General features: G+C 36.4%; 18 protein-coding genes and 1 riboswitch. Of the genes, 8 read left to right on the top strand and 10 right to left on the bottom strand.

All coding sequences use genetic code 11. The annotated features are described in order from the left end of the window. The first annotated feature begins 107 nt into the window (after positions 1-107). On the top strand, positions 108-566 hold the full coding sequence (locus B091_RS0110850; RefSeq protein ID WP_018110018.1) for a hypothetical protein: 459 nt from the start codon (positions 108-110) through the stop codon (positions 564-566). 63 nt (positions 567-629) lie between these two features. On the opposite strand, the gene B091_RS12720 is transcribed toward B091_RS0110850, so the two are convergent. The 3 genes from B091_RS12720 to B091_RS0110840 form a co-directional block, all read right to left on the bottom strand. Then, complete coding sequence (locus tag B091_RS12720) at positions 630-785, bottom strand: hypothetical protein (protein ID WP_155922577.1); 156 nt, start codon at positions 783-785, stop codon at positions 630-632. A gap of 131 nt (positions 786-916) precedes the next feature. Next, positions 917-2,023, bottom strand: a complete 1,107-nt coding sequence (locus tag B091_RS0110845; protein ID WP_018110017.1) for a sirohydrochlorin cobaltochelatase — start codon at positions 2,021-2,023, stop codon at positions 917-919. Between the two features lie 5 nt (positions 2,024-2,028). Beyond that, positions 2,029-4,314, bottom strand: a complete 2,286-nt coding sequence (locus B091_RS0110840) for a TonB-dependent receptor (RefSeq protein WP_018110016.1) — start codon at positions 4,312-4,314, stop codon at positions 2,029-2,031. Between the two features lie 108 nt (positions 4,315-4,422). Beyond that, positions 4,423-4,620, bottom strand: a riboswitch (cobalamin riboswitch). Positions 4,621-4,775: 155 nt separating this feature from the next. Between B091_RS0110840 and B091_RS0110835 the strand changes: the two genes are divergently transcribed. Next, positions 4,776-5,675, top strand: coding sequence for a glycerophosphodiester phosphodiesterase family protein (locus tag B091_RS0110835; protein WP_018110015.1), 900 nt, complete (start codon positions 4,776-4,778; stop codon positions 5,673-5,675). A 61-nt stretch (positions 5,676-5,736) separates the two neighbouring features. Here B091_RS0110835 and B091_RS0110830 read toward each other — a convergent pair whose 3' ends face one another. After that, positions 5,737-6,657: an RluA family pseudouridine synthase gene (locus B091_RS0110830; RefSeq protein WP_018110014.1), complete on the bottom strand. Its 921-nt coding sequence runs from the start codon at positions 6,655-6,657 to the stop codon at positions 5,737-5,739. Positions 6,658-6,668: 11 nt separating this feature from the next. Continuing rightward, entirely contained in the window at positions 6,669-8,096 is a 1,428-nt protein-coding gene (rlmD, locus tag B091_RS0110825) for a 23S rRNA (uracil(1939)-C(5))-methyltransferase RlmD (protein WP_018110013.1), read from the bottom strand. A gap of 218 nt (positions 8,097-8,314) precedes the next feature. On the opposite strand from rlmD, the gene B091_RS0110815 reads away from it, so the two are divergent. From B091_RS0110815 to B091_RS0110805, 3 genes are all read left to right on the top strand, one after another. After that, entirely contained in the window at positions 8,315-8,974 is a 660-nt protein-coding gene (locus B091_RS0110815) for a tetratricopeptide repeat protein (RefSeq protein WP_025069648.1), read from the top strand. Between the two features lie 122 nt (positions 8,975-9,096). Next, a complete protein-coding gene (locus tag B091_RS0110810) occupies positions 9,097-9,342 on the top strand; it encodes a hypothetical protein (RefSeq protein WP_018110010.1) in 246 nt (81 codons plus the stop codon). 142 nt (positions 9,343-9,484) lie between these two features. Then, complete coding sequence (locus B091_RS0110805) at positions 9,485-10,750, top strand: PCMD domain-containing protein (protein WP_018110009.1); 1,266 nt, start codon at positions 9,485-9,487, stop codon at positions 10,748-10,750. Between the two features lie 112 nt (positions 10,751-10,862). Here B091_RS0110805 and B091_RS12170 read toward each other — a convergent pair whose 3' ends face one another. The 4 genes from B091_RS12170 to B091_RS0110790 form a co-directional block, all read right to left on the bottom strand. Continuing rightward, positions 10,863-11,063 (bottom strand): hypothetical protein, encoded by a 201-nt coding sequence (locus B091_RS12170; protein ID WP_025069647.1) that lies wholly within the window; start codon positions 11,061-11,063, stop codon positions 10,863-10,865. Between the two features lie 59 nt (positions 11,064-11,122). After that, complete coding sequence (locus B091_RS12670) at positions 11,123-11,488, bottom strand: hypothetical protein (RefSeq protein ID WP_155888338.1); 366 nt, start codon at positions 11,486-11,488, stop codon at positions 11,123-11,125. 245 nt (positions 11,489-11,733) lie between these two features. Next, positions 11,734-12,381, bottom strand: a complete 648-nt coding sequence (locus tag B091_RS0110795) for an NAD(P)H-binding protein (protein WP_018110007.1) — start codon at positions 12,379-12,381, stop codon at positions 11,734-11,736. 164 nt (positions 12,382-12,545) lie between these two features. Further along, positions 12,546-12,980: a PepSY-like domain-containing protein gene (locus tag B091_RS0110790; protein WP_025069645.1), complete on the bottom strand. Its 435-nt coding sequence runs from the start codon at positions 12,978-12,980 to the stop codon at positions 12,546-12,548. Between the two features lie 373 nt (positions 12,981-13,353). On the opposite strand from B091_RS0110790, the gene rfbA reads away from it, so the two are divergent. From rfbA to rfbB, 3 genes are read left to right on the top strand one after another with little or no spacing between them, the layout of a single operon-like run. Further along, positions 13,354-14,235, top strand: coding sequence for a glucose-1-phosphate thymidylyltransferase RfbA (gene rfbA, locus B091_RS0110785; protein ID WP_018110005.1), 882 nt, complete (start codon positions 13,354-13,356; stop codon positions 14,233-14,235). Between the two features lies 1 nt (position 14,236). Further along, positions 14,237-14,791 (top strand): dTDP-4-dehydrorhamnose 3,5-epimerase, encoded by a 555-nt coding sequence (gene rfbC / locus B091_RS0110780; protein WP_018110004.1) that lies wholly within the window; start codon positions 14,237-14,239, stop codon positions 14,789-14,791. Positions 14,792-14,838: 47 nt separating this feature from the next. Beyond that, complete coding sequence (rfbB, locus tag B091_RS0110775; protein WP_018110003.1) at positions 14,839-15,909, top strand: dTDP-glucose 4,6-dehydratase; 1,071 nt, start codon at positions 14,839-14,841, stop codon at positions 15,907-15,909. A 55-nt stretch (positions 15,910-15,964) separates the two neighbouring features. Here the strand turns inward: rfbB and B091_RS12165 are convergent. Further along, on the bottom strand, positions 15,965-16,230 hold a 266-nt coding region (locus tag B091_RS12165), incomplete at its 5' end, for an IS3 family transposase (protein ID WP_040368893.1).

Here is a 16,230-nt window from a genome sequence, read left to right as displayed (position 1 = left end):
ACTATCAAACTATTGAAGAGTTTAACAACCAATACAGAAAACAGAATATGAATAATGTCGCTTAACTATTTGTACAAGAAAAGTTAGGAACTCCATACTGTTAAATAATGGAAAAGCTATTTTCGGAAATCAATAAACGCAATGTACATTATGGGAATTATGTGGAACAAATTAGAGATATGTTCGCTCGTAAACAAGAGTCTTTAAGAAAACAAGATGATAAGTTCTTTTCTAAATATTGGCAAGTGTATGCCTGGGCTGCCATTATTGGTTTTATTACTGATAAAAGAGAAGAAAAAGCTGAACTTTCAAATCAGACTTCATTCCAATATCAAATGATATCGAATGGCTCTCAATCTGTTGCTGATGCACTAGTATTGATGGCTATAGCTAAAGTTCATGCAAATGAAGCTAAGGATATCTTAAACTCGCGTAAGCTGTTAACGATTATTAGTGAATATGCTGAGGGTGGGGCCAAGCATATTTTAGAGATACGACAAACTCCAGGTTATGAAAGGAAATTCGATAGTCCTGATGACTATTTATTAGAGATTGTAAAAAGATAAAATGTAGGTTATTGAACGTCTATAATTGTAATAAGACACTACATCAGTAAGTGTGTAAGTATGTCAATCTTGAGTTGTGTTGTTCTTACATCCAGACTCGTATGCTTCCCCATGATATAGAACTGATTTAAAATGATGCCCCAGTCTAGAGTTGCTCACTAGTTCGTATGAATAGCTACGTACATATTTTCTTTTTCGGATTACTTCAATTATAGTCATATATAATGTGCTGAGGTATAGATTATATTGCCAATATAAAAAAACAACTCTGGCTTTAAGTATAACACTTAAAGCCAGAGTCTTTTAAAATCACCAAATTGTAATATAGCTAAGGTTAATTAAGCTCTAGTTTAGTCGAATATTTCATTCCAAGTTTGGAATTTAGCCTCTTGTAGGTGTTTAACCCAAAGTGCTCTTAATTCGGGGTGATCCCCTAGGCCGATTACACTAAATTTTTCCGGGTCAATAGTTGAACCAATTGGGTTAATAGTGAAGCCTAGTTTTTCTAATTTTAGAATCCAGGTATACTCGCTTGTAAACTCGATATCTCCATTGGGAAGTACTTTGAAGTCAGCCTCAGAAGGATCTACTTTGTCTGCAGTTTGTCCATCTTCTAAGCCACCCAACATATCGTTTTGAGCGTGGTCACCCGCAATAGACATAAGAGGAGCAAGGTTTACAACCTGATCTTTGTAGGTGCTCTCGTTTAGTCCTTTGCTTTTAGCATAGTCAATAATACCGTCTCGTACATTGCCAAACATCAATTCACTCCAATCTACTGTACCTATAAAAATGTTCTTTTTGCCCGAAAGCTTTTGAAGTGCATCTTGGAGTTGCTGGTATCTGCCGTTGGCATGGATATACTCATCTTCGGGGTTACCATGACCCATAAAAGCTACAACCTCGCCTTTATCTAGGTTGGGTTTGTAGTAATTGTAAAGCACTTTCGCTACAACTTCAACATCTTCATCTGTTTTTAGTAAGCATGCACCTCTAGCTACCTTAAGATCGGGATGTTTAGACATAAAACCTTTGTAAGTGTAGGAGTCCATTAGGCTGACATATTCACTGCCAGGTATGATATGAAGTGATTGAACCATTACTTTGTCATACTTAGCATCAGCTATGGCATCAAACCAAAGGTCAGGTTGCGCATAGGCTTTGCCAATCTGTGCATATACTCTCGAGATAATAGTTCTAGAGGTAAACGACATGTAGATATCAGTGTTTGGGAATGCTTTTTCGTAGTCGGCGATAATTTTGTCGTAAGTCTCTTGGGGTTGTTCGTAGGTACTACCAAATGAACAAAGCAATAGAGCTGTATCGTTCTTTTTATTGATTTGTACCGATTGGCGGTCGTCCTTTGGACCATCATCATCGGATGAGCAAGAGGTAAACATACCTAGTAGGGCTACTGAAAGCAGTAGAAGTGATTTTTTAATCATTCTTTGTGTCATAATTTTTATTTTATTGGTTTGACTTGATAATTTATGGCTAGAGAGAGGTAATAGTTCCTACCTGGAGATGTTGTACCTCTGTTATGTCCAAAAGGTGTACGGTCAACGTAGTCGAATATATTGTCGATACCTGCATTGACAACTAGTTTGAGCATCTTCTTATTAATGATGTGATGCCTTGTATTAAATCTCCAGAGTTGATGTGCTTTTGCATCTCCATGGGAGGTGTAGAAGCGTTTAGATTGGTATCTACCTGTTATACCGAGGACTAGCTTATACTTCTTCCAATCCTTTTCCCAACTCGTGTTGATACTCAAATTATGTCTGGACGTTCCATCCATGGGCACAAATTTCATATAATCTTCAGCATCTTCATCGTCCGTGCGTTGGGCTTGTGCCTTGAGATAACTATAGCTAGCTCCAATCTTGAAGTCCTTAGCTGGTTTAATTTCCATTGAAGCATCTATTCCAAAGCTTTTTGCTTTGGCTAAGTTGACATAGTGCATGGTTTCTTCAACGAGTAGTTGAATATCTTCATACGATGTTGAAGTCGATTGAAGTGAGATTAGGTTTCTTATTTGGTTATAATATCCCGTAAGGCTTAGCTTTACCTTAGGGCGGATGTATTCTATGTTTAGTGAATAGTAATTTGACTCTTGAGGTTTTAAGTTAGAATTACCATAATAGGCTTTAAACTTGCTCATTATAGTTGAGTAATAGCGGTTATATAACTCTTTGATGGTTGGAACCTTATAGCCTTGCGAGTATGTAACTCTAAAATTAAAGTCACCTAACGCGTAGCGTGTTGAAATCTTAGGTGTTAGCGTATTTGCATACCCCTTATGATATCCATAGCGCAGGCCAGCAGTTAAGTTTAGGTTTTGAGTAATATTCCATTCGTCTTGTGCATACACATCAACATAATAGTTGGATTTTTTGGGTGTAGCAAGTCGATAGGGGGCCACTAATTGCTCCCATACATGTTCTATTCCAGCATATAATATATTTTTATCACCTAGGTAGAAGGCCGACTTAGCATTATTAATCCATTTTCGCTCCGAAGATTGAAGCACGCGGTCACCCTTGTAATGAGTAATACGCTTACCTTGATGATCATAATAATCGGTGTATTCACGGGTTTGGTAGTCGTAATAGTAGTTGTTTTTATCCCATGAACTACTTAGAGAAATCCAGCTTTTATTATTGAGTTTGTATTTTAGTGTTGTTGCATAATCTTGGATTTGAAAGAATAGGTTGCTATACCTCCAATTGGGTATTCCCACAGGTCGGTCAGTTCGTCTTTCATAATAGGATAGTGTGGCAGATAGCTCTAATTTAGGAGTAGGATAGTAGGCTAGTGTTTGACCAACGGTATAATTGGTTGATCGATTGACCGTTTTGGTTACACTGTTGTCGTATAGTCTGTCTCTATGCCACTCTTTGGTCGTGTTTTGCCACCCATCGGTATGTTTTAAGTTAAATGAGGTATTGGATTGAATCACATTATTACCAAGTGTGAGATGATTCGACTGCAAGAGATCCGCATGTTGCCCAACTCGAGTATGGTTGGATATTGCAAGATTCTTTTTGCTCTTTTTGGTGATAAAGTTGATTACCCCACCAATTGCATCTGAACCGTATAGCGATGAAGAAGCACCTTTGACAATTTCTACTCGATCTATATTATCAATATTGACCCGTGAAAGATCAACTTGACCGCTGCTACTAGTACTCATGCGTTTTCCATCCATAAGGATTAATACATAATCGTTTTTAAGCCCGTTAAGCTGAAGCCCACTTCCCATTTCACTCGCCGAAAAAGTAATAGAAGCCGATAGTCCGTTGAGAACATCTTCAATGTTGCGGCCTCCATAGGCTTCAAGTTGGGCTGCAGTTATTACCTCTGTCTTTACAGGGGCATTATTGATGTCATGTATTGTACCTGTTCCGGTAACTACAACCTCCGACATGGAGTAAGTTTGAGGAGTTAGTGCTATTTTGAGTGGTTTGGTATTTTCGTTTAACGAAATCTTAACAGTTTTGTCTTGGTAGCCAATAAAGCTAACCCTTAGGGTATAGTCTTGATCTGTTAAATTTTCGAATTTAAAGAAACCTTGTTCATTGGCATGAGTGGCTTTCTTTGCTTCTACTACCTGAATTAAAGCCCCAGCTAATGGTGCTGTTGAGTTCTCTTCAAGGATTTCTCCCGCTAAGGAATTAGATTGCCCGTGAGCCGTATAATTACACAAAAGACTAATAAACCCTACTAGGGCTATTACACGTAAAGTCATATTCTCTGTCTTATATTGATAAATATAAAAACATCGAGTTTCCTAATAGATATAATGTATGAATACACAAATGTATAGTCACATCACTTCAGTTCCTGGAAGCTTGGTGTTTAAAAAGTTTACTTGGCAGGTCTTCTGACTTTCCTCGGGTTAATTAACTTCCCATGTCTTTCGACACAGTGTTGTGGTGATTTAACCTATTTCTATGCGGAGGATTACAGCTGCAGGAACAGTTCTCGACTTACACGAGATTCCCTTACATCAAGATTATGAATCATCTTGATTACCAAATCGAAGACAAAGATATTAATTAAAACGTGTTCTCATAATTTAATTTTAACTTTATTATCAATAAATTACGTATTGGCTACATTCTGATATGTTTTGTCATTTGTTGGTATTTAAGAATGAAACTTTAATTTATTTATTATCTTTAGTAGACGTGTTAACAAAAAAAGATTATGATTTATAGAACATTATTTTTAGCTTTGTCTTGCCTATTCTGTATTGGGTTACCTCTGAATGCCCAGCAAATTGGTGATTTTAAGCTACATGCACACCGAGGAGGATCAGCTCATTATCCAGAGAATAGTATTGAAGCCATGCTTTATTCGGCGTCAATTGGTATACCCGTTTTAGAACTTGATGTTCACATGACAGGTGATAATAAGGTAGTGGTGTCGCATGATCCATTTTTGAATCCCAAGAAAGTGGTATTAAATAATGGAGAACAATTAATCGGGGGTTCACAGCTGAGATACATTATTTATCATATGGCTTATGGAAACATTCTCAAGTATGATATCGGGTCGCTACCCGTAAAAGAATTTCCCAACCGTATCAATCTTCCTGCGTCTATGCCTTTGCTTAGTCAATTAATTGATGAGGTAGAACAATTTACTCAGATTAATGGGTTACCTCCTGTTACGTATAATATTGAAATTAAATCACATCGTCTTAAAGATAATCGTATGAGCCCTCCATACGAAACATACACCAATCAGGTTATGAAGGTGATTAGTTCTAAACATATAGATAATCGAATTATAATTCAATCTTTTGATCCACGCACCTTAAATTATCTGAATCGAGCTTATCCCAATATTAAACTCTCGTATTTACTTAGTTCAAGTAAGTATCCTTTAAAAACCCTGTATAAAAAGCTTGACTTTACTCCTGCCTATTTTAGTCCATCCTATAAACTAGTAACTCCAGGTTTGATTAATGATTGTCATAAGGCGGGTATGAAGATTGTTCCTTGGACAGTTAATCATCGAGAAGACATTCAGTATCTATATAGGATAGGTGTTGATGGAATTATTACGGATTATCCAAAGTTGGCTCAGGAGTGGCTGAAATAAAAAAAGGTCAATTGCACTAGTGCAATTGACCTTTTTTAGAAATATCGTAAAGATTATTCTCTTAAACTGTTCGTGTAACCAAGCCTCTAAACTCTTTAGGGTAAGGAACTTCATACTTCATTAACTCGTTGGTAACGGGGTGTCTAAAACGAATTAAGAAGGCATGTAAAGCTATCCTTTTAAATGGAGCTTTAAGATTGCCATACTTACGGTCACCCACAAGTGGAAAGCCTAAATGCGCCATTTGGATGCGAATCTTATTGTTTCGGTCTTCACGAGGGTCGAACTCTAATAAAGATAGTCCATTGGCTCTCTTGATGGTCTTGTAGCGAGTAATCGCTCTAATTACATCTTCGGGGCTATCGGCTAAGTCTTCAGAAAGTCTTAATTCACCTTCTTCGTTCATCCAAGAACAGATAAGACCATTGTCACCAATGCCTTCGCCTTCAACTAAACCTACGAAAGTATGGTTGATGATTAATTCTTTCCAACGTCTTTGAAAATTAAGCTTAGTCTCTTCATCTTTGGCAAAGATAATAATACCCGATTCGTCTCTTTCGAGCTTGTGAACCAAGAATAGATTTGCCTTACGGTTGCTTTTCCTTAGGTAATAAGTAAGAATTGCATGAGCAGACTTACCTTGATTTTTACCTGTAGCTATACTTGTAACACCAACTTTTTTGTCGGCAACAATAAGATAGGCATCTTCATATAAGACAGAAATATCCTTATTCTGGAACTCTGTGTTTTTTTGCTTGTTATGCTCAATCTGGACCACCATGCCTCTTTCGAGTGGGTGGTCAGGGTGCGTAGTGATATTCTTATCTACATAAACGATTCGTCGAGTTAAGAAAGATTTGAGTTTAGTCTTACTAGCCTCTGGCATTTTCTCTTTGAGAAATTCCATAAGGGTAGCTGCTTTCTGTACTCGGTAGTCAGTATATTTATTGCGTGCCTGAGCAAAGTATTTTTCTTTTTTCATAATTTGTTGAGTTAGTCTCTCTTATCAAGAAGTACTACATTCTCCACATGGTGTGTATGTGGGAACATATCTACAGGTTGAATAGCCGACACTTTGTATTTAGCATCCATCAGTTGTAAATCTCTAGCTTGAGTAGCTGGATTGCAACTAACATAAACAATTCGTTTAGGCTCAGCAAATAGTATGGCATCAACTACATCTTGGTGCATCCCTGCACGAGGAGGATCAGTTATAATAACATCGGGTTTGCCATGAATGTTGATAAAGTCTTGTGTTAAGATATCTTTCATATCTCCTGCATAGAAGAGGGTATTATCGATATTATTAATTTTAGAGTTTACTTTAGCATCCTCAATGGCTTCGGGAACATATTCTATTCCTATAACTTTTTTAGCTTGTTTAGAGATGAAGTTTGCGATAGTACCTGTACCAGTGTAGAGGTCATAAACCAATTCGTCTCCGGTAAGCTTAGCATAGTTGCGTGTAATCTTATATAATTCATAAGCTTGCTCAGAGTTGGTTTGATAGAATGATTTTGGTCCTACTTTAAATTGTAGGCCTTCCATCTCTTCAATCATGTGGTCTTTGCCAGCGTATAACTGTACATCTAAATCAGAATAGGAGTCATTCATTTTATTGTTGATGATATACATTAAAGAGGTAATTTCTGGGAATTCACTCTTAATGTGGGCAAGAACACTCATCATTTGTTCGTGAGCAGTAGAATCTTCGTCTTTACACACAAGAATAACCATTAGCTCTCCAATAATGGAGTTGCGGACTACCAAATTTCTAAGTAAGCCTGTTTGTTCCCTTAGGTTGAAAAAAGGAATTTTATTAGCAACAGCAAATTCTCTCACGCTGTTTCTTATTCTGTTTGAAATATCACTTTGTAACCAGCACTCTTCAATGTTTAAAACCTTGTCGAATGCTCCAGGGATATGAAAGCCTAAGCCACTACGATCATCTTCATCGTACTCGAACTTTGTATCGACCTCTTCCTGGGTTAACCAACGCTTTTCTGAGAAGGTGTATTCTAGTTTATTTCTATAAAACTGGGTTTTTGCCGATCCTAAGATTGGCATGCATTCGGGTAGTTCAATCTTACCTATACGGGTTAAGTTATCCATTACCTGGTGTTGCTTGTATCTGATTTGTGCTTCATAGGGCAATACTTGCCATTTGCATCCACCACAAACACCGTAGTGCTTGCAAAATGGAACAGCACGTTCAGCTCCATATTCATGAAATTTTAAAACTACACCTTCGGCATAACGTTTTTTCTTTCGGCGTAACTGCACATCAACTACATCTCCAGGAACTACATGGGGGATGAATATTACTAAATCATCAACTTTTGCTATTGCCTTACCTTCGGCTGCTACATCTGTTATTTTTACCTTCTCCATTACGGGAAGCTCTCGTCTCTTTCTTGCCACTATCTTTTATTTGCTTAATTATGAATAACGGTGCAAAAATACTCAATTTTTAGTGAAACCTTTTAGAGGTACGCTTTTAATTTGAACCACAATGGCAAAACAAGTTACATTCGTCAAAATAATAGTTGTATTTAAGCTCAAAAATGTGGTTAACGTTTGGCTTATGAATATTCTTAAATTAAAATGAATTTGTAAGTTACTCTTTTCATATATTTGTTATGAGGTCTCAAATGCCCTTAATTAATCCTATGCGTACGCTATTATTTATTTTAAGCACATTCTTACTTACTGGCATTACATATGCAGGCAATAGAGAACAAGCCGAAACTCTTTATGAGCAAGCTCAAAATAAGCTTTTCGATAATGAAGACTCAGTAGATAAGGAAACTGTTTTCTCGGCGATAGAGCTCTATAAGAAGGCGATAATTGCAGATTCAAGTTTTGCTCCAGCTTATGAGCAGTTGGCTATTGAGTATTGGTCTTTGGGTGAAACTCAGGCAGCTTACAAAACTCTACAAATTGGTATATCTTCAGTTTCGGATGATACAGCCATGTTTATTCTGCTTCGTGGAATTTTCGAGGAAGATCAAGGCAATATTGAGCTTGCCAACCAATCGTATAAAAAATCAATAGAGCTCTTTGACACTGTGGTTAAAGAGAAAAAAAGTTTTGATACTATTTTCTTTAGAGCATTGGCCTACTATTTGACGCAAGACGTTGATGTAGCGATTGAAAAGTATAAAGAAGCTGTTAATCTAGGCTATTTTAGTGATGGTGATTTTGAGGTCTACTATGATATGCAGCTAGAATTGCTTGAGAATATCGACTTGACCGAATATCTAGAGCAGTCAATCACAAATAAATATCATTTCAAATAAGTTACAGTTAGTAAAATCGGAATCGTTAAAATATACTTTCCAATAAATAAAATTCGGTTGAATCGTAAGACTATGCGTGAAAAACGATTATATTAGTAGAATATTGATACAGATATAATAATATGAAAAGCTCTTCTAAACGCGATGCTAATGACTCTACGCATGTAGATCATAAAGAGCATAAAGGACATAAGAAACGACTTAATGTACGAGTATTAATTTGCTGGCTTCTAATATTAATCCTTTTCGGATTTGTTTTGTTTTGTTATACACTGGAAGGATTTGACCTTAAAAACATGGAAAAGTCTTTACCAGTTTCACCAGACGAGATTGAAGAAGTTGTAGCTTATTGCTCGAGTTGGTCATAATGTTTTCAAAAACATAGTTTACAGCCTATTAAACGCTTTAGTTTGATAGGCTGTAAGTTTAAGTTTAAAATTATTATCACGAAGCCAAGGCTGATTCGTCGAGGTTTTGATTACTTTGCAAATTAGTATAAAAATTAAGTCCATGAGATTTTTAAAAAAGTATAAGTTATTATTAGTGTTGCCATTATTATTTTCGTCTTGTTCTAATGATTCGTCGGGTAAGAAAAACCCTGGAACGGGTAATGATTTTACTCTTAAGGGGGTATATGTTGGAACAATGAAGATTACAAAAGGTGATGGAGATTTTGAGGCCGACTTAACAGACCAGTTGGTCTACATTGAAGAAACTAACGATCAGAATACGATTCGTCTTGCATTAAAAGATTTTATGGTCAACGACGTAGAGTATGGGAGTATCATGATGCCTGCTGTGTATGAAAAGAAGAAGGATGGGAATTATAATCTGGATGGTTATTCTGGCCTTGTACCCATCGAGCCTATTGGTGAGACAACCCTAGTCTTAACTGGCAGTCTTACTAGTGAGTATGAGTTGAGTTTTGATGTCGAAGGTGTAGTTGAAAATTCAAAGGAGGTTTTGAACGTGAGTTTTATCGGATCTAAAACCGACATAGTCCTTAATGACTATTATTTTAACTTTGAAAATTGGCAGATAGCCAATCCTACAGCAGCCAACAATATGCAGTATTCCCTTCCTGTTTCTGATATTATTGGGCTAAATTGGAGTTCTACAGATGGAGAAGTTTATCGTTGGATGCGGTTAGGACAATTCAACCAGTTTACTGTAGGACAAAACTCAGAAGACTGGGGAGATCGTCTTTCTGTACAAATACGCACTGTTGAATCTCAAAAAGGAATAAATGAACAATTGCTCCCTAGGATCTATAGCGGTCTTTTTTATTTGGGTACTTTCCAAGACAAAGTGACTCCTCCGCACGCTGGAATTCGTCTGGGTATGCCGTTTGATGAAGAACCACTAAGTGTTAAGGGTGGCTTTAGATATAAGCCAGGGAAGATTTATTATGAGTGTATAGATCCTACACGCCCAGCTAATGTGGTTGTCAATGAAGATTTGAGTGATGCCTGTCTGATTGAAGCTTTTCTTTACCAGGTTAGTAGTTCAGCCTCTGAATCGGAAGTCTTGACACTCAATAATATTCGATCATCCGACAGGGTGGTAGCTAGAGGCTCTTTCTCAACAGATAAAGCTGTTGATTCTTTTGAGGAATTTGAATTCAATTTTCGATGGAATGATGGGGTTAGTTATGATGCTAATCAGGACTATCGATTGGTGATATTGGCTACAGCGAGTAAAGAAGGGGAGTTTTATAGTGGTGCCCCAGGTAGTACTCTGCTAATTGATAACTTGCGTATTACAACTCGAAAATAAAAGAGTTTCGATAGGACTAAATAATAAAGAGCTAATGAATATAATATTCATTGGCTCTTTTCGTTTTCAAGCTTGATAATCATAATCATTGGCTTATATGCGGTAGGAAAGGTTAGATGCTGCTCTCCAATCGGTTGACCAAATGAATGAAGATTCTGTGGTAGCTATTGCATTGAGAAATATAGTCATTCAAAATCTGTGTCTTTGGCCAATGTTTTTGAGCGTTAGCTTCTTGAGATAAAGATATCGACGAAGTTGTAGATTGATTAGATGGAGTGTAGTGTGCATTGTTTCCATCAACTTGTTTTACCATATATTTGGAGTTTTAAGTTAAAGAAATAAGTGATTTTGAGTTTAATAATAAGTATGAACCTATTTCTCTCCGAGGTGTTTGTTCAATTCTCTCAAATTACACGATATGTTGGCGAGTACATTGGAGGCTGCCCAAATAATGAAACCCATGCAAGCGATTCCAGTAGAGCACAAGAAACCAATAACCAGTTGTTTACCCCCACCAGGATATACCATGAAAATAAAACAAACTATTGCCCCAATTATACTTAAACTCAAGAATATTCTCGAGCAAATGCGCAGTGTTGCATCTGATGTTTCTCTATCACAAAGTTCAGGTCCAAGCTCTGCAGCATTAAAAGAAAAACTTTTAGGAGTAGCCCCACAAGTTGGGCAGATAGCATCTTGATCTGCATTGTATTCGCTGCGACATTTAACACATTTCATTTTTCTATAGATTAAAGAGGTTCATCAATAATACACGTAAAATACCAATAAATAATGAGAATTATAACTTCTAGCTCAATAAAATTAGTAAGAACAAACTAGCCATAACTAATGGAGCCTTAGAAGCTAACATTATGCATTTCAAATCTGTGATACTCTATGTTAATAATATAGTCTTTATGATATTAGGGGATAATTTCTCAGCTGATTATTTGCATTTAGGATGCTCTTTTAGAGTATAGTACTTACTCTGTGATTTTCAAAATGTCATTGACGCCAAATTCTACAAATGGCTTTGGAGATCCTAAGGCACAGCGTATCATGGCTTTTGCTACAGTGTCTACATGGAGTGGACGATATTGTCTTAAAAAGCCAAGTTTATTGAGGCATTGGATTGCATGAACACCAATATTTTCTAATGTGCGGTCGGAGCTAGGTCTAATAAGTAGACTGGGTTTAATAATGGCTAATCGATCAAATTCAATCTGTTTGATAGCTTCTTCGAGTTGCCCTTTCATTTTGCCATAGAAGCTTTTAGCTTGAGGGTTTGCATTCATTGCTGATAAGAGTACAAACTGAGGGACTTTGTTTTGTTTAGCTATTTTAGCGAAATTAAGTTGGTAATCGTGATCAACGATCCATTGTGCTTCTTTACTGCCTGCTGCCTTAAGTGTAGTCCCCATACATGAAAAGGCGATATCAACTTCCTCAAGGTATTTACTATAGCTTTTAGGATCCAGAAAGTCGACTATGATTTGAGTTAGTTTAGGATGACGAGAGAGCTTATTGCGCACGACCAAAGCTGTAACCTCCGATATCTTATCTTCGTTGAGTGCCTGACTCACTAAGGCTTTACCTGTAGCTCCAGTTGCACCAATTATTACTATTTTCATGATTTTAGACCTTAATAAATTTGATTTGGGTTATAATATAAGAAAGAGTCCGATACTAACTGCGGTGTAAGTTATCGGACTCTTTTTTGAAAAACATAAAACACGGGTTAAAAACAAGTACCCGTTTGGGTTATCTAAAACACACCTATTAAAAAACTGACTTATTAATCGTATTTTTTGAACTCACCTTTAGAGTTAAATATTAGTGTTATATCATTTTGAAGTTCTACCTCAAATCCACCTTTCTTCTTTTTTATCTCAGTAATATGGTCTCCTTTGAATTCGATTTTTATATGATCTTTAATTTTTTGAGGTACTAAAGCGCCCGGAATTGGATTACGTTTACAATCCACTTTAGTCCATTCTCCTTTTTTGTCAAACTCTATTTCATATCCATTAGTGAACGTGACTTCATAGTCTTTTATACCTAATAAGTTTTTCTCAATCTCTATTTTCTGAACATTTAAATTTCCAAAATAGGTGGTAATAAAGTTTTGTGATTGAGTTGGTAGTTGTTTTATATCTTTCGTTACAATTTTGCTAGCAAAAATAGTAACTGAGATCAGCAACATGGTTAATACTGTAAGTGTTCGTTTCATACTCTACTTATTATAGTTAACCTTTAATTATTTTGAGATAGTTAAAGGCTTAGTTTACATTTAGTTTTTAAACGCTTATGCAAGATATAATGTTTTCTGATTCGTGACTATTTGTTGAATCTCTAGCGAATTTTGAGTATTAAGGCTGTTAGCTAGTTATTAAACACCTTTAATGCTTTAGATAAAGCTTATCTTAGTGGAGGATGTCAGCTAAATAATTTTCTCTAATTAGACAATAATAAGCAAATGAATAGTCAATATCTTTGATATGCTCAGTATTTGACTTTAAATTTGTATTCAAGTGTAATGTAGCTTACATTCTTTTGTAAAGAATATTCCACTATTATCAAACTACAATATAAAGAAGCAATATATGAAAGGTATTATTTTGGCAGGTGGTTCAGGAACTCGATTATATCCAATAACAAAGGGAATAAGCAAACAGTTGCTCCCTATTTTTGACAAACCTATGATTTATTATCCTTTATCTGTATTGATGCTTGCAGGAATACGTGATATCTTGATTATCTCGACTCCTGAAGATTTGCCTAGCTTTGAGAGACTTTTAGGAGATGGATCTGATTATGGTATAAACTTGAGTTACCTCCAACAACCTTCTCCCGATGGGCTGGCACAAGCTTTCATTATTGGACAAGAGTTTATAGGCTCTGATAATGTTTGTTTGATTTTAGGTGATAATATATTTTATGGTAGTGGTTTTACCAATCAGCTCACTAAAGCTGTTCACTCACTCGAGGCTACCGGTGAGGCAACTATATTCGGCTACTGGGTAAATGATCCTCAGAGGTATGGTGTTGTGGAATTTGATAAGGATGGTAAAGCCATAACTATCGATGAAAAGCCTGAAGTGCCAAAATCGAACTATGCTGTTGTTGGTCTCTATTTCTATCCAAACTCGGTTGTTGAAATTGCTAAGAATATAAAACCATCAAGTCGGGGTGAGTTGGAAATTACTAGTGTAAATCAACATTATCTTGAGGCTGACCAGTTGAGAGTTGAGCTCCTAGGTCGTGGATTTGCTTGGTTAGATACAGGAACTCACGATTCCTTATCCGAAGCTTCAACTTTTATTGAAGTTATTGAAAAAAGACAAGGATTAAAGATTGCCTGTCTTGAAGCTATTGCATACGAAAAAGGCTGGATAACTCGAACTAAGCTCATCGAAATAGCCGAATCAATGATTAAAAATCAGTACGGGCAGTATTTAATGCGTGTCTCAAATAACAGTTTGTAGCATGAATGTCATAACAACAAATTTATCTGGTGTTTATGTGTTTGAACCTAAGAAGTTTATAGATTCAAGAGGATACTTCATGGAGTCGTATAATAAACAGCTACTCAAAGAATACATTGGAGATATTAACTTTGTGCAAGATAATGAGTCTAAATCTACGTACGGAGTGGTTCGTGGTTTGCACTTCCAGAAGCCCCCTTTCGCACAAGCAAAACTGGTAAGAGTGGTGCACGGCAAGGTCTTAGACATTGCTGTTGATATTAGAAAGGGATCACCTACATTTGGTCAACATTTTGCTATAGAACTATCAGATGAAAATCATCGGCAGCTTTTTATTCCTAGGGGTTTTGCTCATGGTTTTAGTGTGCTTAGTAATGAGGTTGTATTTCAGTATAAATGTGATAACTACTACCAACCAAGTAGCGAAGGAGCTGTTTTATGGAATGATTCAGAGTTGAACATTAATTGGGCGATAGATAATGAGCATGTTATTTTGTCGGATAAAGATAAAAATAATAGTATTTTTGCAGAACTAAATAGTCCTTTTGAATTCTGATTTAATTGGGCTGCTCTATATTTAAGGTTTTTCCTTTAACACACACAATGAAGAAAACACATATAAAACATATACTTATTACTGGTGGAGCAGGCTTCATCGGTTCTCATGTAGTACGTTTATTTGTTAATAAATATCCTGACTACTTAATTGTTAATCTAGATAACTTGACTTATGCTGGTAACTTGGCTAATCTAAAAGATGTAGATCAGGCTGAGAACTACAAGTTTGTAAAAGCAGACATTTGTGATTACGAAAGTATGCTTGAGGTTTTTAGAGAATATTCTATAGATGGAGTTATTCATTTAGCTGCCGAGAGTCATGTTGATAGAAGTATTAAAGATCCCTTTACATTTGCTCAAACTAATGTTATGGGTACACTCAGTCTGCTTCAAGCTGCACGAGAGTCGTGGAGTGGTGATTGGGCTGATAAACTTTTCTACCATGTGTCAACCGATGAGGTCTATGGTGCTTTGGAATTTGATGATTCACTCTTTACCGAAACTACATCTTACGACCCGCATTCACCTTATTCAGCTTCTAAAGCAAGCAGCGACCATTTTGTACGTGCGTATTACGATACTTATGGCATGCCTATAGTTATTAGTAATTGCTCGAATAATTATGGTCCATATCAGTTTCCGGAAAAACTAATCCCGCTATTTATAAATAATATTCGTCACGGTAAGTCTTTACCAGTCTATGGTAAGGGTGAGAACATTCGCGACTGGCTCTATGTTATTGACCATGCTCGTGCCATTGATTTGGTATTCCATGAAGGAAAAGTTCGAGAGACTTACAATATTGGTGGCTTTAATGAATGGAAAAATATTGATCTGATCAAAGTGATAATTAAAACGGTTGACAAGCAACTAGGGAATCCCCCAGGTACTAGCGATCACTTGATTACTTATGTAACCGACCGTGCAGGTCACGACCTACGCTACGCTATTGACTCCACAAAGATCAAGAATGAGCTAGGTTGGGAGCCCAGTCTTCAATTTGAAGAGGGCATCGCAAAAACTGTGGCTTGGTATCTTGAGAATCAAGAGTGGATGGATCAGATTACCTCGGGAGCTTATGAAGAGTATTATCAAGAAATGTATTTAAAGCGCTAAGATTCTTAGTCTTTAAGTTTATAATTGGAGTTCCTAACTTTTCTTGTACAAATAGTTAAGCGACATTATTCATATTCTGTTTTCTGTATTGGTTGTTAAACTCTTCAATAGTTTGATAGTCTAGGTATGAATGCCTTCGTTGCTTTCTATACCAAATTTCAATGTACTCAAAAATTCTATTTTTCATTTGCTTTGCTCCCATAAGTTTAGTTCCATAAATCAATTCTGTTTTCAGAGATTTGAAGAAACTTTCTGCCACAGCATTATCCCAGCAGTTCCTAGCTCTACTCACCCGCTGAACGATATTATAAGACTTCAATG

Source organism: Bacteroides propionicifaciens DSM 19291 = JCM 14649 (assembly GCF_000375405.1).
Lineage (GTDB): Bacteria > Bacteroidota > Bacteroidia > Bacteroidales > Bacteroidaceae > Bacteroides_E > Bacteroides_E propionicifaciens.
This window is presented reverse-complemented; position numbering and strand designations above follow the sequence as displayed.